18 protein-coding genes are annotated in these 22,720 nt (G+C 32.9%); 5 read left to right on the top strand and 13 right to left on the bottom strand.

Annotation, left to right across the window (positions count from 1 at the left end):
• Positions 1–457: 457 nt before the first annotated feature.
• From CN692_RS17805 to CN692_RS17775, 7 genes are all read right to left on the bottom strand, one after another.
• Complete coding sequence (locus CN692_RS17805; RefSeq protein WP_098120502.1) at positions 458–4,555, bottom strand: S8 family serine peptidase; 4,098 nt, start codon at positions 4,553–4,555, stop codon at positions 458–460.
• Positions 4,556–4,771: 216 nt separating this feature from the next.
• Complete coding sequence (locus CN692_RS17800) at positions 4,772–5,779, bottom strand: alpha/beta hydrolase (RefSeq protein ID WP_098120501.1); 1,008 nt, start codon at positions 5,777–5,779, stop codon at positions 4,772–4,774.
• A 152-nt stretch (positions 5,780–5,931) separates the two neighbouring features.
• Positions 5,932–6,774 (bottom strand): M15 family metallopeptidase, encoded by an 843-nt coding sequence (locus CN692_RS17795; protein WP_098120500.1) that lies wholly within the window; start codon positions 6,772–6,774, stop codon positions 5,932–5,934.
• 84 nt (positions 6,775–6,858) lie between these two features.
• Positions 6,859–7,953 carry a HAMP domain-containing sensor histidine kinase gene (locus CN692_RS17790; protein ID WP_257144061.1) on the bottom strand — a complete coding sequence of 365 codons (1,095 nt, stop codon included), beginning with the start codon at positions 7,951–7,953 and terminating at the stop codon, positions 6,859–6,861.
• Positions 7,946–8,641: a response regulator transcription factor gene (locus CN692_RS17785; RefSeq protein WP_098120499.1), complete on the bottom strand. Its 696-nt coding sequence runs from the start codon at positions 8,639–8,641 to the stop codon at positions 7,946–7,948. The genes CN692_RS17790 and CN692_RS17785 overlap by 8 nt, the downstream gene beginning before the upstream one ends.
• A 240-nt stretch (positions 8,642–8,881) precedes the next feature.
• Positions 8,882–10,537, bottom strand: a complete 1,656-nt coding sequence (locus tag CN692_RS17780; RefSeq protein WP_098120498.1) for an FAD-binding dehydrogenase — start codon at positions 10,535–10,537, stop codon at positions 8,882–8,884.
• Between the two features lie 172 nt (positions 10,538–10,709).
• Positions 10,710–11,588, bottom strand: a complete 879-nt coding sequence (locus CN692_RS17775) for a YitT family protein (RefSeq protein WP_098120497.1) — start codon at positions 11,586–11,588, stop codon at positions 10,710–10,712.
• A 172-nt stretch (positions 11,589–11,760) separates the two neighbouring features.
• Between CN692_RS17775 and CN692_RS17770 the strand changes: the two genes are divergently transcribed.
• Both CN692_RS17770 and CN692_RS17765 read left to right on the top strand, forming a co-directional pair.
• The gene (locus CN692_RS17770; protein ID WP_098120496.1) at positions 11,761–12,204 is read left to right on the top strand and encodes a MarR family winged helix-turn-helix transcriptional regulator; all 444 of its coding nucleotides are present in this window, start codon (positions 11,761–11,763) and stop codon (positions 12,202–12,204) included.
• Between the two features lie 2 nt (positions 12,205–12,206).
• Positions 12,207–13,391 carry an MFS transporter gene (locus tag CN692_RS17765; RefSeq protein ID WP_098120495.1) on the top strand — a complete coding sequence of 395 codons (1,185 nt, stop codon included), beginning with the start codon at positions 12,207–12,209 and terminating at the stop codon, positions 13,389–13,391.
• Positions 13,392–13,429: 38 nt separating this feature from the next.
• Here CN692_RS17765 and CN692_RS17760 read toward each other — a convergent pair whose 3' ends face one another.
• From CN692_RS17760 to CN692_RS17750, 3 genes are read right to left on the bottom strand one after another with little or no spacing between them, the layout of a single operon-like run.
• The gene (locus tag CN692_RS17760) at positions 13,430–14,551 is read right to left on the bottom strand and encodes a Ger(x)C family spore germination protein (RefSeq protein WP_098120494.1); all 1,122 of its coding nucleotides are present in this window, start codon (positions 14,549–14,551) and stop codon (positions 13,430–13,432) included.
• Positions 14,548–15,645 (bottom strand): GerAB/ArcD/ProY family transporter, encoded by a 1,098-nt coding sequence (locus CN692_RS17755; protein ID WP_098120493.1) that lies wholly within the window; start codon positions 15,643–15,645, stop codon positions 14,548–14,550. The genes CN692_RS17760 and CN692_RS17755 overlap by 4 nt, the downstream gene beginning before the upstream one ends.
• Before the next feature lie 20 nt (positions 15,646–15,665).
• Positions 15,666–17,120 carry a spore germination protein gene (locus CN692_RS17750; protein WP_098120492.1) on the bottom strand — a complete coding sequence of 485 codons (1,455 nt, stop codon included), beginning with the start codon at positions 17,118–17,120 and terminating at the stop codon, positions 15,666–15,668.
• 160 nt (positions 17,121–17,280) lie between these two features.
• Between CN692_RS17750 and CN692_RS17745 the strand changes: the two genes are divergently transcribed.
• Both CN692_RS17745 and CN692_RS17740 read left to right on the top strand, forming a co-directional pair.
• Positions 17,281–18,027, top strand: a complete 747-nt coding sequence (locus CN692_RS17745) for a hypothetical protein (protein ID WP_098120491.1) — start codon at positions 17,281–17,283, stop codon at positions 18,025–18,027.
• Positions 18,028–18,031: 4 nt separating this feature from the next.
• On the top strand, positions 18,032–18,379 hold the full coding sequence (locus CN692_RS17740) for a DUF952 domain-containing protein (RefSeq protein ID WP_098120490.1): 348 nt from the start codon (positions 18,032–18,034) through the stop codon (positions 18,377–18,379).
• A 55-nt stretch (positions 18,380–18,434) separates the two neighbouring features.
• Here the strand turns inward: CN692_RS17740 and CN692_RS17735 are convergent, their stop codons facing one another.
• Both CN692_RS17735 and CN692_RS17730 read right to left on the bottom strand, forming a co-directional pair.
• Positions 18,435–19,178 (bottom strand): AAA family ATPase, encoded by a 744-nt coding sequence (locus tag CN692_RS17735; RefSeq protein WP_098120489.1) that lies wholly within the window; start codon positions 19,176–19,178, stop codon positions 18,435–18,437.
• A gap of 592 nt (positions 19,179–19,770) precedes the next feature.
• On the bottom strand, positions 19,771–20,109 hold the full coding sequence (locus CN692_RS17730) for a hypothetical protein (RefSeq protein WP_142317284.1): 339 nt from the start codon (positions 20,107–20,109) through the stop codon (positions 19,771–19,773).
• A 194-nt stretch (positions 20,110–20,303) separates the two neighbouring features.
• Here CN692_RS17730 and CN692_RS17725 point away from each other — a divergent pair, with 194 nt between their 5' ends.
• Positions 20,304–21,383, top strand: coding sequence for a GIY-YIG nuclease family protein (locus CN692_RS17725; RefSeq protein WP_179874473.1), 1,080 nt, complete (start codon positions 20,304–20,306; stop codon positions 21,381–21,383).
• 36 nt (positions 21,384–21,419) lie between these two features.
• Here the strand turns inward: CN692_RS17725 and CN692_RS17720 are convergent, their stop codons facing one another.
• A complete protein-coding gene (locus CN692_RS17720; protein ID WP_098120486.1) occupies positions 21,420–22,715 on the bottom strand; it encodes a uracil/xanthine transporter in 1,296 nt (431 codons plus the stop codon).
• Positions 22,716–22,720: the final 5 nt, after the last annotated feature.

Genomic DNA, 22,720 nt, shown 5'->3' with positions numbered 1-22,720 from the left:
TCAGCTAGTCTATTAAAAAATCTCAAATTTAAGTGTCTACTTTCTTGACCGAAGTCCATTTTTGTTCATATTACAATTTTTTTCGTGCATAAACGGCTAATGTGCGCTTCATGGTGCTGAAATATAGCCTACTCAGTACCTAAAACACGAACACAATATGAACAATATTGATAAAGCTGTGAACTTGGTTGATATATCATTCATTCTCGTTGATATATTGCTAAATTCCGTTGATAAATCACCTAAACTCGTTGATATATTGCCAAATTTCGTTGATAAGTCACCTGAATTCGTTGATATATTGTTAAATTTCGTTGATAAATCACCTGAATTCGTTGATATATTGTTAAATGGAACAGAAATCCCCTCTAAACCTCCCAATTTATAGATTAATTCAAATAAAAACAAAGAAACCACAAGGAAAATTAATTCCTTGTAGTCTTTTGAGTTAAACCGATTATAAACCTAGCTCACTTTTTACAATCTCTAATGTTTTTGTTTTATATTTACTTTTTGGTTTTGGTGCAGTTTGTACTGATGGATTTTGCATTAAATAGTTCTTTTCAACGAATGCAAGATCTTTAGCATCTACTTTACCATCTACGTTTATATCTGCACTTCGTTTGTTTGTTCCCCAATATGTTTGGATGTATAGTGCATCCATTACATCAATTACATCGTCACCATTTACGTCTCCACCAAGCAATTTAGGTAGATTGATTTTTAAAAATTGACCGCTCAGTTCCCCTTTATCATTTTGCATTCCAATTTTGAAGTTATATAGACTTCTAAAATGTCCTGGTACTTTTACTGATAATTGGAGCGGTTTATTAGTAAGAGACAAGTGTAGCGCTTCAATTTTACCAAACTTAGTAAAGATTTGATCATACTTATTTCCAATAGCATCTTGGATTGAAACATCAGCTCCCACTAAACTATAATCTCTTTTACTATCAAATGCTCCACTACTAGTTAATAAGCCTTCCGCATATAAAACAGATTTCATTTTAGAATACGTTGGAACTAAATCTACATAAGGCGAATTTGTAATAAGTGACGTCGTTTTCCCAGATCGATTTACATAGGTGCTTGATGCATATACGAGACTACTATCAGGTCGGATTTCAAAATTATAATCTTTTACTTTGTACGTAACTTCTGCTAATGGGATGTCTCCATTTAAAGTTTGCGTATTATTATCAGTAGTTTCTACGGTTATACTATTTGCTGTTTTAGTAAATTTAACTTCTCCAAGTTTACTAGTATCTGGGTGTAGTGCAATATTTTCAATCGATAAAAAGTCTGAAGCAACGCTTAAGTTGACTGTACCCTTTTTAAAATCAGTTGCGTTTTTTATGACGATTTTTGCTTTCACAATATCATCAGTTTTCGCAGTATTTTTATCAACGATTGTAGTCAAATATGGTGTACCTTTTTTTACGATTTTAATTGTTTTAGGTATGATACTTCCGTTTCCTGCAGAATCGGTTACAACTAGGTTAACAAGCTTTGCCCCCGAACCAATCGGTACTTCATATTTAAATGTACCGTCCGTATTAACTGGAATTTCAACAGGAATTTCCCCTTGTGCTGTATCGTAGACCTTATTAGCCGATTGATCAATTTTCATACCTGCCGCTTTATAATCTTCAATATCTTGATCAAATACGGAGCCAGTTATTGTAACTGATTTTTGCCCATCTTCATATTCAATGATATCCCCTACTGGCACATCAAATGTATATTTAGGCTTCCTGTTATCAACTACTAAATTACGATATTCTATGAATTGCTTACCAGTATCAGATGTTGCAAGCATTTTAATTTTATAAAAGCCTTCATCCAGTACGACACTTGTAGAACTTATTCCGCTCGGTAATGTATTATCAAATGGATAAAACGTACCATTAAAGAGATTCAGATTGACTAAATCACCTTCATTTAAGCTAAAACCATTCACTGTTCCAAGATAACCTATTTCTTGATTCGTTTTTCCATCTTCTAAAATGAAATCAATATTTCTAACATTTGATTTCATTTGAACTTGTGCGGATATCGTCTTAATCGTGTTCGGACTTGAATATGCATCTCTATAACGGTCTTCTGATAAACCTAGTGATGATGTTTCAAAACCCCCTATTCCTTCTTCAACAGCATGCACTGCAAAAGGAATTTTATATGTTTCGTTAGGATCATTCTGATTCGTATAAACAATATCCCCCTCATAATTACCTTTTTCTGCTGTTTTCGGTATGAAAATGGAAGCTTTCGTATTTTTTTGTGAATTTGCAGGTAGTTTAATAGTTGGTTCAATTAAAACTTTTACTCCGTTTTTATCAGCATCTTTAGATCCACGTAAGCCTGTTTGATAGTGAACTGCTACATCAAAGGTTTTTGTTTCAATACCAGTATTTTTAACGATAACTTTGCGCTCTTCATTCACGTCCTCACTTAGATTGACTGAACCAAAACTCAGCGCACCTGTTTCATCTTTAATGTTTTTTTCTTTACCATTTTTTAAAATAGGTGTTTCATTTTGAACTTTCATTTCAATCGATGAATGAACTGCTTTATAAATATTAACTCGGCCTGCCCCTGTTTCAAATACACTATAATCCTTACTTAAAGAACTCGCTGTATTCATTAGTATCGCCTTTACATCACTTGGTTGTAAGTTTGGTTTAGCTTGGAGTAAAAGTGCAGCCATGCCCGTAACATTTGGTGTTGCCATCGATGTACCTGAAAGACGTTCGTATGCGTATTGATAATCATTTGGCGTATTTTTATTGATCATATAAGCTGGAACTGTAGAGAATACGCCTACACCTGGAGCTGTAACTTCTGGCTTTATATCGTATGTAATACGCGCTGGTCCACGGGAGCTAAAATCCGCTAACTCGTCTGATTTAGTTTGGAATTCTCCAAGTTCATTAAATGTAATTGTGCTTGTTGAATTGACCTTTGATTTCAATGCTAATCCTTGAGTATTCGTTAAGGTGAATGTTGGAATATAGTCTAAACCTTCACCTAAGTATGCAGGTATTAATCCCTCATCAGGATTATTATTAAAAAGTAGAGCTGCTGCTGCACCATTTTGTTTTGCAAATTTTACTTTATCACCTAATGTAATATTATTCCCACGACTAATTAATGCAATTTTCCCCTTTAGATCTTTATTCTTATAATCTGACTGTGCGCCATAGCCTACATCAATTATTGAATAAGATTGACCCTTCAATTGATCTACATGATCTGAATATCCTTTAGCCATTTCTTGCAAGTCAGTTGATATTGAATCAGTACCTGATTGAAGTTCACTCTTATATGTATGTACAATATTTGGTTCATTACTTGCACCTACAGTTAAAGCAAGTGCAGCTGTACCCGGAGAACCTAAAGTATATAAATCATTTCCGCTGTTTCCAGCTGCGATTACAGCTGTAACTCCGCTTAGTACAGCTTGATTGATTGCTATACTTGTTGTATAAAGAGGATTATTAATTCCTGCACCTAAGGATAAATTAATGACATCCATTCCATCTGCTACTGCTTGATCAATCCCAGCCAAAACAGTAGAATCTGTACCAGAACCGTATTGTCCTAATACTCGATAAGCATGTAACTCGACATCAGGGGCAATCCCTTCCATTTTAATATCACCGTCATTTTTTCCTTGTCCGGCGATAATTCCAGCAACATGAGTTCCATGTTCAGTATAAAAAGACGCTCCTGTTGCCCAGAAAAATTCGGCAAAACCAGATTTTTTCCAATCTTCATATGTAGTTTCCATCGGATCATTATCATTATCGATAAAATCGTATCCACCTTTATAAACATCTTTTAGATCTGGATGATTATAGTCAATCCCTGTATCAATGACCCCTACTTTAACTCCTTTTCCAGTAATTCCTTCATGATGAAGTTTGTCCACTCCTAGAAAAGAAAGGGTTGATTGATTACTCGATGCTCCAGATTGCATTTCTTCTTGAGTTGTATCAGCCTCAGCATGAACTTCTTCATTACTCCAAACTGCTTTAACAGCTTTCGATTTTAGTAAGTTTTTAATTTGATTTGCTGGTATACTCATCGAAACACCATTAAACGCATGTTTATAAGATCGATTTACTTTATATTTCACTTTATTATTATTGTCTTCTGTTAATACCCTTCCTAAATCCTTAGAAAACGTTGTATGATCTTGATCAACTAAGCTAGTCGCTTCAGTCTTTGTTAACTGTTTGCCATTTAAAGATGATTCGAGCTGAGCGACTTTTGCCGGTTTATTATTAAACTCAACAATTACGCTCGTTTCGGTTGCGGCATCTAAATCAATATCAGGATTAACTTGAAGCCCAGTCTCATTACTCGTTGAAAGCTGATGTAGTGCCGCCCTCTCGGCTGTTGATAGATTAGCCAGCATATCATCTATTTTCGAGTATGTTGCAGCTTTTGATGAAATTGTTACATGACTCAAGGATCCAAGAATAAAGCTCGAAGACAATGCTAACACAGAAAAGCCTTTGACAAACTTACTTCCAAAAATGTTTTTCCCCATCTTCTACCTCCAATTATTCAAAAATAAAATTCACCTTTATTATTTATTATTCTGAATTTTCGGTCAATTGGGTTATTCATTTCCTATTAAATCAACTTTCACATACTATTCGACGTAAACCATCAAAAAATTTATAAAAAGTTAATTAACTTCTTTCCTTTTAGCACGAGGAAAACAAAAAAAAGAGACCTCAAAAAAATTGAAATCTCTTCTAACTTATCTATTTTGTATTTCAGAAACCTTCGTACCGTTCAAAAAATTGAGTAATTCATTAAATGTATTTTGGGCTGCTTTTGTATTCATTTGAAACTGGTATTCATGTCCGATCTTACCTTCTGATTTAGGATAAAAGACTTGCTTTACGCCTGTTCTTTTTTCTAGTAAAGTTGCAAATCGTTTCCCCTGTGATTCAAATGAATCAGTATTTCCATCTGTAATAAATGTTGAAACGAAATGATCTGGTACATTTCTTAAAAGTGATGATTCTTTTGTCATCTTTTCATTTTCCCAATTATATTTTCCAAAATATGCCCAACCAACGCGTTTAAATACAAATTTCATCAGCCTTGAGGAAGCGTGTGTCTGAACTTCTTTCATATCATATGGCCCACAAAGTAGGATTGCACCCCGTATTGTTTTCGGATCAACACTTTGACCTATTTTTGCTGTGTTAGAATAGTTTTTATTCATTTGAATGCTAATGAATTGTGCCGCAAGTTGCGCACCAGCAGAATCTCCAGCTAAATAAACATTGTTCAAATCCAGTCCATATTTATGTGCATTCATTTTGATAAAGCGATAAGCTTGATCAATTTGTTGGAAAGGCATCGGATAATTTACACTTGGTGCCAAGCCGTAATTAATATTTACTACATTATATCCATGACTAGCTATATAAGTAGCATATTTACGAACATCATTTTTATCACCTGCTACAAAAGCACCCCCATGAATCCAAAAAATAGTAGGTACATATTTCAAATCACCTTTATATTTAATTAAATCAAACGTACTGTTTTCAAATTTTGAAGTATAATTGATATCCGTTTTCATTGTTGTTTTCTGCTTTGCAATCCCATAATCAGCAGCTTCAACTTCCATTCCACCTGCAAATGATTTTTTCAATAACCAAGTAACAGGTCTTGGAGATAGAAAAACTGATCCAACTCCAATTACTATGATTAAAAGTAAACATATACCAATTATTTTGAATGTACGCTTCATTTTTTTCCTCCTGATAAAGAGCTTACTGAAGCTTATTATTCGATTTTCCAGAAAATATCATACTTGGAGCAAGGGGTGTACTTTTACCTTCAAAATAAAAAAAGAACTTCTTCCAAAAAGAAAAAGCCCCTTCTATTTCAGATTGCTCCGTATTATTTTGTAATCGTAACAATAACTCCATCTTTATTATTTCCCGATAGTTCGTACGAAGCTTTTTCGGGTAAATAAATATCTGTTGTTTTATTTTTAATAGGGTAATAATAAATCTCATATTTTTTTGAACCGATGTTTACTAATAAACTCTTCTTTTTTTTCAAGAAATCTAAATACTCTTCTAATGTAAAATTATTTTCTTTCATTATGGCACTATGAGGTAAGCCAACATAACGGAAATGCCATGGTTCAAATTGTATTCCCGTAATGTCCTCTTTTCCTTTCGGATAACGTAAAATAAATCCATATTTCCATGAATTTTGTTTTAACCACTTGCCCTCAGGTGCATAGTCCATTTTTGTTAAAGTCGAGCCTATATCTAAAGATAATCCTGAGTTGTGTTCACTATAACCAGCTGGTAATGCTATATCTGAACCTTTTTCCTCATAAAGTTTTTCTTGTTTACTATTATTACGATATCCGCTCGAAATCATAAAGTGATTAATACCTTTTAATTCAGCTGCGTCGATCATTTTAGAGAGATTTAGCGCTACATCTTTTGAAAGGCTCATAGAATTATCTGATAATACCATATTATCGGGTATTTTATTTTGAAATAAATTAATGATATCTGATTTTACACCTTGTTCTCGAATTTTAAGATTTTTATTAATTAAAATTAAATCCCCTTGATAAATTTCTTCTTTTGAAACTTTTAATATGTGACTATACTTCTGTGTTGGCTTATTTAAAGTTTTATAGTTAACATCTTGATTGATTTTTTCTTGGAATAGTAGATAACAAATTAAAAGTGAGATTAAAAATAAAAAAAACTTCTTCATACCATAATTCCTCCTGATTCGTAATGTAACATTAGAATAGGAAAAACTGTTTAAGAAGAAGTGGTGGAAAATCTTAAATTTTTCTTAAGTTTCGTTTGAGATTGGCATTCTTACTTCAAAAATCGTTCGGATTAAACTACTTTCTACTGAAATTGTTCCTTTATGTTGCTCAACAATATTTTTAGAAATGAACAAGCCCAGTCCCGTACTATCCTCTTGCCCTGTTCTCGATTTATCGCCGGTATAAAACATTTCAAAAATATTCGGTAAATCCTCGGGAGGAATATGATCCCCATAATTTATGACTTGTACAACAGCGATTTCATTTTCAATTAAGCAATTAATATCTACATATTGCCCGTCACTTCCATAACGTGCTGCATTCATTAGTAGATTTTCAAATACACGTGCTAATAGTGCACCATCAGCTACCATTTCTAATTTTGAAATGATATTTGTTCTTGCAATTAACTCGTTATTTGCAAAAACTGGATATAACTCTTCGATCAACTGGATAAGTAGTTTACTTAAATCAATTGTTTTATAGTCAAGTGGCAGCATTCCATAATTCATTCTAGTTACTTCAAATAGTTCATTAATCAACTGCTCTAAACGTTGCGATTTCTTAAAAGCAATCGACGTAAAATGTTTAACTTGCTCCTCCGTCAGTTGATCATCTTGAAGTATAAAATCTAAATAACCTAAAACTGAAGTTAAAGGCGTTCGTAAATCATGAGCTAAATTCAAAACTAACTGATCCTTGCTACTTTCTGCAAATTCTCCACGTTCGATTGCTTGTTTAAGCTTCTCACTCGCCATGTTCATATCCTTTGCAATAAGCTTAAATTCATCATTCGATGAAATATGTACACGACCTGTAAAGTCTCCAGTTGCAAGTAAATGAATCCCTCTGGAAATCTCTTTAAAATAGGAGTCATATGGCTTAATTAGAAAATAGAAAATGATAATTGCGATTATGAAAAAAATGATTAATATGAAATAAATGTCGCCAATATTTCTTATTAATTGACGTATTTGTGCTAAAGTTGAACCGAATGTAGCATTATTTATGTAATAGAGTTGTAAGAACCTATAAAATATAGACGAAATCAACCCCGATATAAGCATACTTATACAGACTAAAAATATCATTTTCGTTCTGAATTTTATATTAACCATGGAATTTATACCCTACGCCCCATACTGTTTTAATCCAACTATTTTTACTTTTTTCTTCTCCTAACTTTTTTCTCAACGTACGAATGTGTACCATTACTGTATTTCCACTTTCGTAATACTGTTCTCCCCAAACTTGTTGAAATATATTTTCTACACTGAATACTTTTTGGGGATGACTCGCTAAAAGAAATAGAATATCAAACTCTTTAGGAGTCAATTCAACAATTTGTCCATATAAAGTTACTTCTCTATGATCATGATCGATTTGTAACCCACCTGATTCAATTACAGATTTTTTACCTTTATCAGCCTGATTTAACTGCATCGATCTTCGGAGTTGAGCTTTTACTCTAGCAACTAATTCCATAGGATTGAATGGTTTTGTTAAATAATCATCTGCCCCCATAACAAGACCTGTAATTTTATCTAAGTCACTTGTTTTTGCGCTCAAAAAGATGATTGGAAAATTAAAGTTTTCACGTAATTGTTTTAATACCTCATAGCCATCTAACTTTGGCATCATGATATCTAATATGGCTAAATCAATGGATTGTGAATTGATGACTTGAATAGCTTCATGTCCATCAAATACTTTGATTGCTTGGTAGCCCTCTTTTTTTATATGTAATTCAATGAGATCTGCAATCTCCCGTTCGTCATCAGCAATTAATATTCTAATAGGTTTCATCATTATTTCTCCTGTAAAAATTTAGCACTCTCATTATAGTATCAATTATTTTAATACTCAAGTTATGCTTTAGTAATTACCTTTTACAAAGTAATTTCTCAAATTAAAAAGATATTATGCGAATTATTATAGCATCTCTATCTCAACTAATCCGTGAAAGGTGCCAAAAAAACTAGAAGCCTGATTAGACTTCTAGTTTTAACTAACCATTCGCTGTGTATTATTTCTCGAGATAATATTTTATAAATTCCTACCAAGCGCTCTACCAGCTTGCCTTCCTGAAAATAAACATCCACCTAAAAATGTTCCTTCCATCGCTCGATAACCGTGTACACCGCCACCGCCAAAGCCAGCAACTTCACCTGCTGCATATAATCCAGGAATTGCTTCACCTAAAGGATTTAATACGTTACCATCTAAATTTGTTTGTAATCCACCAAGTGTTTTACGACTTACAATGTTTAAACGAACTGCAATTAATGGACCATTTTTCGGATCTAAAATTTTATGAGGAGCTGCAACTCGAATTAATTTATCTCCAATGTAATTTCTAGCTCCTCTTAAAGCAGTAATTTGTAAGTCTTTCGTAAATTTATTATCCATTTCTCGATCCCGAGCAACTAATTGACGTTTAATTTCATCAAATTTTAGTAAATTTTCACCAGTTAAATGATTCATCCCTTCAACAAGTTCTTCAAGAGTTTCGGCTACAATAAAATCTTCCCCCTTCTCCATGAAAGCTTTAACAGGTGCTGGAACTCCTGATGTAGCCCGTTTTAAAACTTGTTTTACACTTTTCCCTGTTAAATCAGGATTTTGCTCTGAACCGGATAATGCAAACTCTTTTTGAATAATTTTTTTCGTTAAAATAAACCAAGAATAATCAAAACCTGTTTTTTGAATCGCTTGAAGTGTTCCTAATGTATCAAAACCTGGGAAATTTGGTGCTGGAAATCGTTGTCCACGTGCATCTAACCAAATTGATGATGGCCCTGGAAGGATACGGATACCATGATTACTCCACACTGGACTCCAGTTCTTGATGCCTTCAGTATAGTGCCACATTCGATCGCGGTTAACAATACGTCCACCAGCATTTTCAGTGATAGAAAGCATGCGACCATCTACATGAGCTGGTACACCCGATATCATCTTTTTCGGTGGGGTTCCAAGTCGACTTGGCCAATTTTGGCGTATTAAATCAAAGTTCGCTCCAATACCACCACTTGATACTAATACAGCTTTTGCTCCATATTTAAATTCACCAATTATTTCGCGAGAGCTATCTTCTCCGCGTTCAACATTACTTGGCTCTAGTAAAGAACCACTCACTCCGACGACTGCACTATCTTGTGTTATTAGTTCATCAACACGATGACGAGAGCGAAACTCAACTAAACCCTTTTTCATATGCTCACGTACTCTTCGTTCAAAAGGTGCAACAATCCCTGGGCCAGTACCCCAAACAACATGGAATCTTGGTACCGAGTTCCCATGTCCTTCTGCTAGATATCCACCACGCTCAGCCCAACCGACAATCGGAAAGAAACGCACTCCCATATCATATAGCCATTGCCTTTTCTCACCTGCTGCAAACTCAACATAAGCCTCTGCCCATTTCTTTCCCCAATAATCTTCATCATCTTCTCGATCGAAACCGGCTGTTCCGAGCCAATCCTGCCAAGCTAATTCCTTCGAATCTTTAATTCCTAATCGACGTTGCTCAGGAGAATCTACCAAAAACAATCCACCAAATGACCACCAAGCCTGTCCACCTAATGATGCTTTTGGTTCCTGATCTAACAACAACACACTCTTTCCCGCATCAGCAATTTCAGCAGTTGCAACTAAACCGGCCAATCCTGCTCCAACAACAATTACATCAAATTTCTCCACTTTAAAGTCCCCTCCTTCTTAACCTTCTAATCTATCAAATAAAAGACAAATAATTATCTAAATTTTCAGTTATCAATTAAATAATACAGCAAAAATAAAAAGAATAAAAGGACAGAAAGCCCGGTTCCACAGAACTTCCATCCCCTTACTCTATTACTATTTATCCCCTGAACTAATGTACATTTTTCTTTTTAAATCTTCCACCACGTACTTCAGCTATATCTGAAATAGCTAAAAATGCGTTTGGATCGATGTCATCGACAATCGTTTTAAGCTCTGCTTCTTCTAGTCGAGTAATAACACAATAAATTACTTTTGTTGTTTCTCCGGAATATGCACCAGAGCCATTTATGTATGTAACACCACGGCCCATTCTAAAAAGAATTGCTTCGCCAATATCATCACTTTTATCACTAATAATCCACGCTGATTTTGATTGTTCCAGACCTTCTACTACAATATCAATCGTTTTAAATGCGACTAAATAGGCAATTATTGAGTACATTGCCCGATCCCAAGAGAAGATAAAGCCAGCTGCACCTAAAATAAATAGGTTGAAGACCATTATGATTTCACCAACGGAAAAAGGGATTTTACTATTAATAATGATCGCAAGAATTTCAATTCCGTCTAGTGCTCCACCAAATCGAATCGCTAATCCTACTCCTACACCTAGAACCATTCCACCGAAGATTGTTGCAAGTAGAATATCTTCTGTAAAAGCAGGAATATGATGAAACATACTTGTAAGGTATGAAAGTACCGTAATACCTAGAATCGTTGAAATTGCAAAGGTCTTCCCTATTTGTTTATATCCTAAATAGAAAAAAGGTAAATTTAACACAAAGAGAAATACTCCAAGTGGAAGACCAGTAAGATGGGAAACCATAATTGAAATACCCGTTATTCCACCATCTATAACATCATTCGGAACTAAAAAAATTTCAAGACCAGTCGCAACAAGCAACGATCCTATAAGCATAGCGATTACTCTTTGTAAAATTTTCATTTTATGCGATTTTCCATTTGTTGTATGTACCGCTTCTGCCATCTCGAATACCGTCCTAACTTTAATGTAAAATTTTTCTACATTTTAATATTTGCTCTTAAGCCCAATTTATACCCATAAGTTTATTACTAGACATTCACAATTTGTTCAAATATAATTAGCTAGACAACTATTTTAATTAGCTAGCTAACTAATTTTTAGGGGAGACTTTTTTATGCGCAAAAAACAGCCTTTCTTTTTTTTATTAAATCAAACTACACGTCAGTTTTCGAAATCATTTAATGAGCATCTAGTTCCTACAGGATTATATTTAGCACAATGGTCCGTTATTCACTATATCCATTTACATGGGCCATGTACGCAGCGAACAATTTGTTCCAATTTAAATATTGAGCCACCAACGCTAACACGTACACTTCGTAGGATGGAAACTTTAAATTTAATCGTACGAAAAGAAGGAACTGATAAAAGAGAAAAAATGATTCAATTAACTGAAAAAGCTATAAGCCAATTCGATGATTGGAAAGAAAAAATCATCTCTTTTGAGGATGAAGTAATTAAAGATATACCTGATGAAGAGCTTGATATTGCACTTCAAGTTTTTCAAAAAATGATGAACAATATGAAAGCTTCGGAGGTTACTAAACAGGGGGAATAAGTTTGGAAAACGAACGTTTATGGACAAAGGATTTTATTAGTGTTAGCTTAAGTGGTTTTTTTGTATTTTTAGTATTTTATACGTTAATGGCAACATTGCCAATTTTTGTTATTGATAATTTAGGTCAAGCAGATAGTAAAGTCGGACTGGTCGTTACATTTTTCCTAATTGCCTCAGTCGCAATTCGCCCTTTTGCCGGGATATGGCTTGATACAATTGGTCGCAGAAAAATATTGATCATTTCATTAGTTTTCTTTACAATAACTACATTTATCTATCCATTTATAAATAATTTTGCACTATTACTATTACTACGATTTGCCCAAGGGATTGCTTTTGGTCTTGGAACTACAGCAACAGGGACAATTGTTGCAGAAATAGTACCAGTTTCACGCAGGGGCGAAGGTATGAGTTATTATAGTTCTTCAATGATCCTTGCAATGGTTTTTGGTCCTTATCTTGGTATTAACTTAATGAATCATTTCACCTTCCATATTTTGTTTTTTGTTTGTGGCTTTTTTGCAATTATTTCACTAATTTTAGGTTTACTTATTGCAATTCCTAAACAAACATTAAAAGCAAAAACTCGAATCAAACCATCACAATTAATTGAGCGTTCAGCATTACCAATCTCAATTACCGCAGCAATAATCTCTTTCGGTTACAGTGGTATCATTTCATTTATCACATTATACGCAAAGAAGTTAGGTTTTGTAGATGTTGCTAGTTTCTTTTTTATTGTTTATGCAATTTTCATTTTAGGTTCTAGACCTTTTACGGGAAAACTATTTGATCAAAAAGGTGCAAATATTATCGTATACCCAGGTATCGTTTTATTTACAATCGGCTTAATTGTCCTAAGTTTTTCAACTGTCCCAACAATCTTTTTAGCTTCAGCTGCTTTAATCGGTCTTGGATACGGTTCAATCGTACCAAGTTTCCAAACACTTGCGATTAACACAGCAGCCCCAGCTAAAAAAGGTATGGCAACTGCAACATTTTTTATGTTTTTTGATGTAGGTATGGGTATTGGCTCATACGTTCTTGGAATTGTATCTGCAAAAACTTCATTCCATCTAATGTATGTTGTAACAGCAATTGCTGTATTAGCAACGATTGTAATTTACTATTTACTACACGATCGTCATCAAAGAAAAACTTTAAATGTTGAAAAAACAGCCGCATAAAAATATAAACCCACCAAAATTTGGTGGGTTTATATTTTTTACATCGTAATTCCTTTATCGATCACAATAATTTTAACTTTTACTTTTATATTTGATTTTTGATATGTATCTATCCAATTATTCTCAACTTTTTCCCAATCTGAGTACTGAAATGAATGAGCAAGGATGCCAAATCCAACTGGATCGACTTTATCCTTCTGAAAAGATTGGACTAGATTATTCAATTGTTTTTGTAGCTTTTTTTCAATTTCTTTTTTTAGAATCAATTCTGTACTGTTCGTCAATTCAATTGGTGATTCAGTAATCATAATCGGCAATGTCAAATTTACTTTAAAGCTATATTTACCGTTTGAATATTTTTTATCGATTTTTCTCTCAACATCTTTAATATAAAAACTAGTTTCTTCATCAGTAAAAATATCATCATTATCTTTTTTAAATTTTTTTAGTTTTAATGCAAGGACTATTTGCCCTTCTAAATGATCTTTTAAGATTTTTAGCAGTTGCGTTTCTTTTAATGACAAGCTTCGTTTATACAGATTATTTTTCGTTAACAAAGCCGTTCCATTAACTACTAAATGATCACCTTCTACTATTAGTTCAGGTGCAAAAGGAGTAATTCCCTTTTCAAAATACATCTGATGAAGTTTTCTTACAGTAGTCCGAAAAGCAACATTTCGAAAGTCAGCCGTTTGTAGTAATTGTGGAATATAGATTGGTAATTCTGGTTTATCCTTTGGCTTTAAATCATAAACTTTTGAAAGTGGACCATCTACAAAAATAATATCTGCATTTAATCTAAATTTGGGGTCTCGAAAAAACATATCTAATATCGAAAACCAATTTTTATGTTCAAGTACTTTTGATCCGATTAAAATCGCTTGAATTTTCCCTCCTGCAGTAACACCACTAGCTTTCGCATCAAAATAATTTCGAGATTCCTTTATAGATAGCGTTTGTACATTAAAATGTTCCGTTTTCGCTTCAGTTTGTCCACTAAAGACTGGGCTTGCCATATATACTTCGACTTTATTTTGATCATTTACATCAATGCCCAATATCATTGATAGTGTGACATCTTCAATATTAATTTTCCCTCTACAACCAGATACACCAATTATTAAAAAAATACTAAGTAAACATACTTGAAAATATTTCAATTGATTTTCACCTTACTTAACCTATTTTTAATTAGAGCGCCGACCAATAAGAGTATAGGAATGCCTATTGTAATGTATAATCCAGAAACCGTAATAGTATGTAGATGCTTAGATGTGTTTGTAAACGTAGGCATTTGTATCCACGCAAAGACAATAATGAGAATAAAAAGGATGATTATGAAAATTGGTAATAGTTTAAACTTAAATAACTCTGATAAACTATTCAATCCAGCCCAAATATAAGTAACCCATGTTTTGGATATAATCATTAAAAATAATGAGAATAAAATGAAATCTAGTCTCTCTACATATTGAAATTCCATAATACTTAAAATATCGATTACTGGTTCAAATGTCATATGGATTTCATAGGGACTATAGATAACAAAGCAAATAATCGTGACAAATATATACGTAAAGGTCGTCAAAATATTTCCAATAATAACTCCTTTTATCGCCTTATCTTTTGACTTTAAATACGGATAAAAAAGGATAATTAATTCAATACCTAGAAATGAAGTTGTCGTTAAAGGAATTGTCTTAAAAATTGGCATCCAGCCATTCTTAATAATCGGTAAAATAAAATTTATATCAGCATCTTTAAGGGTGAATAGTAGCATAAATAAAGTAAAAAGGGCTATTGGAAAAATGGCTTCGATATATTTGGCAATTAAATGAATCCCACCCCTCGTTAGCTGATAGGTAGGAAGAAGAAATAAAACTAATAAAATATAAGTTTTCTCTTCTTGAAGTATGTAGGATTGAATATATAAAATCGCTCTAACTAATACTAGATAACCTACATAAAGGAAATAAATTGCCTGAAAAAAGACAATAATAAAGCCAATAATCTTCCCTAAGTAAAAAGTAAAAAAACTAACGTAATTTAAATTAGGTGCTCTCTCTCTTAATTTAACAAATAAAATACTAAAACAAGTTGAAATAATCCCTCCAAAAAGAATGCCAATCCAACTACTAGTCCCTGCTTTCATAGCTAGTTCTCTTGGAAGGGACAACATTCCAACCCCTACTTGAATCCCAAAAATCATTAAAATAAATTGAAATTGTGTAATTTTTGACTTCGTGATTACCATGAAAGAATCCCTTCTACCATTCACTCTTCATTACGATTATTTTGTTTTTTCCAAAGATAGCTTAAAGGTACTCTTATAAATGTATCTTTAAATGCATCACGATTGATTGGGGAAAATGGTGATGTATAAGATTTGTTATAACTCGATAAACCCAAACCATGGATCATGAGAACCATTGTACTTACAATTAAACCGATTAAACCAAAAAGTGAAGCCATAATCATAATTGGAAAACGAATAACCCTTAAACTAGATGCCATTTCATAGTGAGGGATAATAAATGAAGAAATAGCAGTTAAAGCTACAACGATTACCATAATATTACTAACGATTCCAGCTTGAACCGCTGCTTGACCAATTACAATCCCGCCTACAATGCCAACTGTTGTACTGATAGGGGCTGGTAGTCTAATAGCTGCTTCTCTTAACATTTCTAAAGTTATCTCCATAACAATAGCTTCAAATAAAGGATCGAATGGAACCTTTGCCCGAGATTCCCCAATTGATAGAAGTAATTTTAAAGGTACTATTTCATAGTTGAATGAAATAATCGCAATATAGATTCCTGGCAAAAAGATTGTTAAAAAAAATGCAACAACTCTAAGCATTCGATTAAATGAAGCTACCATTGATCTTGCTGAATAATCATCAATCGTTTTAAAAAATATTGCAAAATTTATCGGTAAAATAATAACATCAGAAGACCGGTCCACGATTAAAACTATTTTCCCTTCAAGTAATGTCGTAGCAGCAACATCCGGTCTTTCAGTTGTTAAATATTGCGGAAATGGCGAAAATGGATTCCTTTCCAATAATTGCGCTAAATGGTTTGCATTTAAAATAGAATCAATTTTTATCTTTGAAATATTTTTCTCTACACCAGATAGTAAATCTTCATCTACTAATCCATCTATATATGCAATTGATACAGTATTTTTATTTTCATTCCCAATTTCAACTTGCTTAACTTGAAAATCTCGGCTTTTAATAAATCTACGAAGCAAAGCGATATTAGATTGAGCGATTTCAACAAATGATATTTTTGTACCTCTTAAAGAATTATCAATACTTGGAGGAGTATAAGATCTTTGTGGCAATTTTCCAGTAGAATAAATAAATGCCACTGGCTCGCCTTCTACTAAAAGAATACTGTTACCATCTAGTACCGTTTTTTCTATTTCCAAGATTTGATTTGTACGCGTAGTATTATTTGTAATGTACAAATCTATTTCTTCTGTATAAGAACTAATTGTATTTATAAATTGAGCTATTTTTTGTTCATCGACTAGACTGGACAAATAAATTAACATAGCTTGTTTATCTTTGATTATTAAATCTTTTCTTATAAGGTCAGCTGTCGGAAATATTTTCTGAATAATATTGAGGTTTTCGATTAAATTTCCTTCTGTATGAATAACGGAAGAACGTAAATTAAATTTTCTTAAACGGCTTTTTTTCTCACTAGTATGATCCATTTAGTCTTCCAGCCTTTCAAAAATTCCCTAATTACTTTCAGCTAATCAGTTTTAGCTTAAATGAACTAATTTATACTTAAACAGCTGGTTTATAGATAGTTGGATTTAATCGGTGATATTCGATAAAATGAACTTAAATTGTTTTGCGATGGAGGAAAAAATGGCGATCTTAGCTAACTCAAAATTTAATAAATATAAGAGCTTAATATCTTCTTTATCTCCTACACTTGAAACGAATACATTAAAAAGTGAAAAATTTCTAGTAGATCAAGATGATCAGAAAAATTTAGAAATTTATTATGCTCCTTTTGAGTATATAAACGAACATGCTAGAGTCATAATTGTAGGAATTACTCCCGGCTTACATCAAATGAAACAATCATACTCTACGGTGATTCGATTAAAAGATGAACCAATCGACGATGAAGAAATTTTACATGAAGTTAAAAAGAATTCAAGCTTTGAAGGTCCGATGAGAAAGAATTTAATTGCTATGTTAGATGAATTAGAATTACATAAATACCTTGGATTAAATTCAACTAGTGAACTCTTTAGTACAGCTAGTCACTTAGTTCAAACAACATCCGTTATTAAATACCCTGTTTTCTATAAAGGGAAAAATTATAATGGTTCAACACCTGATATTTTAAAAACAGAAATACTTAAAAAGTACATAATTGAAAACTTTGCCCCGGAAATCATAAGACTAAACCATCCCCTTATTATTCCGTTGGGAGTTAATGTTTCAAAAGTTCTAACCTATCTGACAGCAAATGATTATTTAAATTCAGACTCAATATTATACGGCTTTCCTCACACTTCTGGCGGAAATGGGCACCGACATAAGCAGTTTGCGGAAAATAAAGAAGACATGAAAAGAAAAATCAAATTATATTTTGAGGAGTAATACTATGATTTTGCATATTATTGAAAACAAAGAGTGGCAAAATGCAATTAATGAGGGAGAATATTCACCTGCTAGTTTAAATACTGATGGATTTATCCATTGTTCGACCTTAAAACAAACTGTTGAAATCGCAAACTTATTCTTTAAAGGTGCAACTGATCTAAAAATACTATGCATAGATGAAGATAAAACAAAAGCTAAACTTGTCTATGAAGATACTGAAAACTTCGGTCAATTGTTTCCACATCTATACGGTGTACTAAACTTAGATGCTGTTTTTAAAGTTGTTGCTTTTACTTCAAACGAAAAAGGGGAATTTGTTTTACCTGGTGAATTAGTGGAGTTGGGATAATTGGTAGATATTACGTAGTAGACAAAAGCTCAGTGCCCCTTAGGTGCACTGAGCTTTATTTATAGTCTTCCTCATCATCATCACTCAACAAATCATTTAAAAACTTCTCCCTGTTTTGTAAAAAGTATTTTGTGATTTGATAATGATCTGTACTTTCATAGTCAATTCTTGAAATCTCCCCATGATCAAAGCTTAATATATCGGCATCTGGGTATCCAAGGAGAATTGGAGAATGTGTGGCAATAATAAATTGAGAGTTTTCTATTTCTACCAAATCATGAATTATTTTTAAGAATGTTAATTGTCTAGCTGGCGAGAGCGCTGCCTCTGGCTCATCTAGTAAGTAAATTGCCGTTTCATTAAATCGATTTAGAAATAAAGATAAAAACGATTCCCCGTGTGATTGCTTATGGAGAGACTCACCGCCATATCCGCGATACTTAAGTGGATCATCGATTTGGTCCAAATATGTAGCAAAATTGTAGAATGACTCCGCTCGCAAGAAAAATCCATTCGAAATTTTTGGCAACCACGAAAGTCTTATGTAATTACCAAGCTGCGACTCAGATGCAAAAACCTCATAATTATTATTACGTCCCCCACCCGCTGTATTAAAATCACATTTATCAGCAATTGCTTCCAATAAAGTAGATTTTCCAGAACCATTTTCACCTACAAAAAAGGTAACATTGCTTCTCAAATTAATTTCATCAAATGATTTAATCGAAGGAATGGAAAACGGGTATTGACTAAAGTTCGTTATTTCATCGCGTAAAAGTGTAATTTTTTTTAAAAACATTTTCATCACCTATGTAGATTATACATCGAAAATATATGATGTTTAAATGTGAAAAACGCGAACACTGGGTGAACATTATTAGTTTAGTTGTGAACTTTGTTCATAAGATAGCGTTTTTTGTGCATATACCAATGTTTTTTGTTCATAAACACACGCTTTTTGTGCATAAAGTAGTACTTTTTGATCATAAATAGTTTGAACTAACTTTTGGTGTCATCTATGTAGTGAATACGCTGTGGTAAAATCCGAAAAACACGAACACTGGGTGAACATTATTGATAAAGCTGTGAACTTCGTTGATATATCACTGAATCTCGTTGATATATCGCTAAATCTCGTTGATATAACGCTAAACTTCGTTGATATAACGGTGAACCTCGTTGATAATCCCGAAATTTCATTAATCTATCGCTGAATCCCGATGATATATCCCTAAATCTAATAAAATAGCGTTAAACTTCGTGGTTTAACGCTATAACCCGATACTCCATCACTAAAACTGACTAAATGCGTGCCCTGATCACCCAGCTCTTTCTTGAAATTGAAAAAATCACAAGGAAAAGCAGACCCTTGTGATTTTTCTTCATTATTATTAAAATACCGTACTAAGTGCATCCTTATAAATTACAATCGCTCTTCCAACGTGAAAAATTGCTACTAGAATAATAGTTACTTCATAAGCTGATACATTAACTAATTCGAATTTCTTACGCAGTACAAATTTCTGAAAAAGTGCTGGGAATCCTTCATTTAATTTTAAGCAAATAATATAGAAAACTAGAATGACAAAGTATAGAAAGAATCCCATGTCAGCATACTTCCAGTTTACTAGATCAGCAAATACGCTACATAACCAAATAATTAATCCATTAACAATAAAGGCAAAAATCCAATTGGAGAAAGAGGATGTTGTATAGATCGTTTTCATCAAGATCACTTCTCCTTCGTATCATCTGTAGTCAATTTTTACGCGGGTAGTCGTTGTTTTATGCGTGTATTAAATACTTTAAATTATTTTTTTTATATAAAGTTTTGTTTACGTTTTTTTCACATAATTGTACTGACTGTGAATTCAATACTCATGTTAAAATGAAAATATACTGACTAGAAAAAGGATGAACCACTATAAATCTACAAGAAAAGGTAAAAAACCTGCCGTTATCTCCTGGCGTATATTTAATGAAAGATTCAAAAGGGCAAATACTTTATGTAGGAAAAGCAAAAAGCTTAAAAAAACGAGTGCAGTCTTATTTTCAAAATTCAAAAGGACATTCTCCAAAAGTGAAAAAACTTGTCACTCATTTAAAAGATTTTGACTATATTTTGACTGATACCGAATTTGATGCTTTTATGCTTGAATGTCATTTAATTAAAGAAATTAAACCGATGTATAATCGAATGATGAAAAGTCCACAATCATTTATTTACTTGGCAATCAACGTAAATAAACAATTACCTTCATTTGAAATTAGTTATGAACCTACTGAAAGTGAAAATCGATTACTATTCGGCCCTTTTACAAGCAGGGGCACTGTTGAACGAGCAATTACTGGCATTAAAGAATGTTTTAAAATTAACTGTGGGCATTCGAGCATTAAAAATAGCGCTTGTTTAAACTATTCACTGGGAACATGTAATGGTGTTTGTTTAGGTGGCTCAGCTATTGATGAATACAATTTGGTTATTGATCGGGTTATTCGATTTCTTAGTCGAACTGACATTAATCTTCTTGAAGAGATGGAGGCCATGATGTTAGTGGCATCTGAACAATTTGATTTTGAAGCTGCTGCTAAATATAGAGATTGGATTGACATGGTTAAATCACTTCTTAATAAAGAAAAAGTGATTGAATTTACTGAGGAAAATAATCATATTATTACAATTGAAAAGCTAGAAAACAACCAATTCAAATACTTTCTTATTAACCGTACTCAAATATTGCATAGTGAATTAGTTCAAATTGACGATAATTCATTTGATCAGCTCGCTGATCAAATACATTCCAATGCTTTAACTAACTTCAAAAGCGATAATGATCCCTCGTCATTAGATGTGAGCCGTGACGAAATTGATGAGGCCCAAATTATTTACAGTTATTTAAAAAGCAATAATTGCAAATATCTAATTGTACCTAAAAGATGGCTAAGCCCAAAAAGTACTAAATTACAAAAAGAACTTCAAACATTAATTAATTCCTTTAAATAAAAAATAGGCTCGGGCATATTTTACCCGAGCCATTTTTTATGCTTTTACCTTCTCAAACTGATTCCAGTTGATTGATTTCTCTAACAAAATAGAAAGTATAACGCCCATAATTAGTCCATTTGTTAAAAATGGTTGAATAATCATTGGAAGATTGCCAAATGTTCCAGGGGCAATATTCATCAAACTTACTCCTACTAAAACTGGTGCTGCAAGCCTAAAGATTGTATCTGATGTAAAAACTTTTCCATTCGTACTACTAAATGCTGTTCCAAATAATTGAAGATATGCGACAAATAGTACTGCATTTCCAACAGTAACAGGCATTGTAGCTAAGAATGAAATTAAAGGTGGAACAACTCCAATTATTGCTAATAATGCTCCTCCATAAATAAATGGTTTTCTTTCATAAATTTGCGTACTTTGTAAAAATCCAAGTGATGATGTAAATGGAGTATATGGAACGATTCCAAATAATGCAGCAATAATTGTAAAACTACCAGTTATTAATAATGAAAAGCGATAATGTTTTGTTCCAGCTTCTTCCTTTAACAAATCAGATGCAGCTTTTATTGATGCAAATGTATTGCTTAAATTCATAATTCCCGCAAAAAATGAGATAGCGATTATTCCAATTTGTAAATTAGGTGCTCCTATTGGGAATAAAGAAAAATGAGCACTTGCTGAACCTACTTCTTTTGCATCTGATCCAAATAAAATCGCGTAGAAAAACCACCCTACTATTATGCCAATTAATATTGAAAAATTGCTGATTATACGTGATCCTTTTAATTTTAGAATGCTAACAAATAACACGATACATATAGAAAGTAAACTGACCGACAGAGTGATTTGACCTTTATTCGTGATTCCAAGCATACCTTTAAAGAAAACGAATATAAGCTGAAATGAAAGTAGGAATAAATAAACTGTCATAACCATTGGAGTAAAGATTTTTTGAAGAAATGAAATCATATTAAATGCAGATAAAAGTAATGTTACAATACCCGCTGCAATAAATCCTGTTGCCATGCCTCCCCCAATTTCGGTATAACTTAGTCCAAACGCCGAAGCGGATAATCCTAAATTCAGCATTACACCCCATAATAATCCCGAATGCCCTTCCATAACTGGATACTTATGACCAATCCATCCTTGTAAAACAGATGCAATACCAGTGAAGATTAGTGAACTTCTGATTGTGCTTTCAATAACATCTGAAGGCAAATGAAATGCAGCTCCTATCGAAATAGGGACTACAATTGTATTCGCAAAAATAAAAAATAACCATTGAACCGATGAAAAAAGAGTAGTAGAAACCCTCAGGTTTTTCATAGTTT

The organism is Bacillus sp. AFS002410, from assembly GCF_002556365.1.
Taxonomy (GTDB): domain Bacteria; phylum Bacillota; class Bacilli; order Bacillales; family Bacillaceae_G; genus Gottfriedia.
The sequence above is the reverse complement of the archived record's forward strand: the minus strand, read 5'-3'. Positions and strand labels throughout refer to the sequence as shown.

Bases quoted from the DNA above. Each gene is read 5' to 3' on its own strand.
- CN692_RS17770 (WP_098120496.1), top strand. From the start codon at position 11,761: ATGCGCAAAAAACAGCCTTTCTTTTTTTTATTAAATCAAACTACACGT.
- CN692_RS17795 (WP_098120500.1), bottom strand. From the start codon at position 6,774: ATGAAGAAGTTTTTTTTATTTTTAATCTCACTTTTAATTTGTTATCTA.
- CN692_RS17745 (WP_098120491.1), top strand. From the start codon at position 17,281: ATGGCGATCTTAGCTAACTCAAAATTTAATAAATATAAGAGCTTAATA.
- CN692_RS17735 (WP_098120489.1), bottom strand. From the start codon at position 19,178: ATGTTTTTAAAAAAAATTACACTTTTACGCGATGAAATAACGAACTTT.
- CN692_RS17785 (WP_098120499.1), bottom strand. From the start codon at position 8,641: ATGAAACCTATTAGAATATTAATTGCTGATGACGAACGGGAGATTGCA.
- CN692_RS17740 (WP_098120490.1), top strand. From the start codon at position 18,032: ATGATTTTGCATATTATTGAAAACAAAGAGTGGCAAAATGCAATTAAT.
- CN692_RS17750 (WP_098120492.1), bottom strand. From the start codon at position 17,120: ATGGATCATACTAGTGAGAAAAAAAGCCGTTTAAGAAAATTTAATTTA.
- CN692_RS17790 (WP_257144061.1), bottom strand. From the start codon at position 7,953: ATGGTTAATATAAAATTCAGAACGAAAATGATATTTTTAGTCTGTATA.
- CN692_RS17775 (WP_098120497.1), bottom strand. From the start codon at position 11,588: ATGGCAGAAGCGGTACATACAACAAATGGAAAATCGCATAAAATGAAA.
- CN692_RS17800 (WP_098120501.1), bottom strand. From the start codon at position 5,779: ATGAAGCGTACATTCAAAATAATTGGTATATGTTTACTTTTAATCATA.
- CN692_RS17755 (WP_098120493.1), bottom strand. From the start codon at position 15,645: ATGGTAATCACGAAGTCAAAAATTACACAATTTCAATTTATTTTAATG.
- CN692_RS17720 (WP_098120486.1), bottom strand. From the start codon at position 22,715: ATGAAAAACCTGAGGGTTTCTACTACTCTTTTTTCATCGGTTCAATGG.
- CN692_RS17805 (WP_098120502.1), bottom strand. From the start codon at position 4,555: ATGGGGAAAAACATTTTTGGAAGTAAGTTTGTCAAAGGCTTTTCTGTG.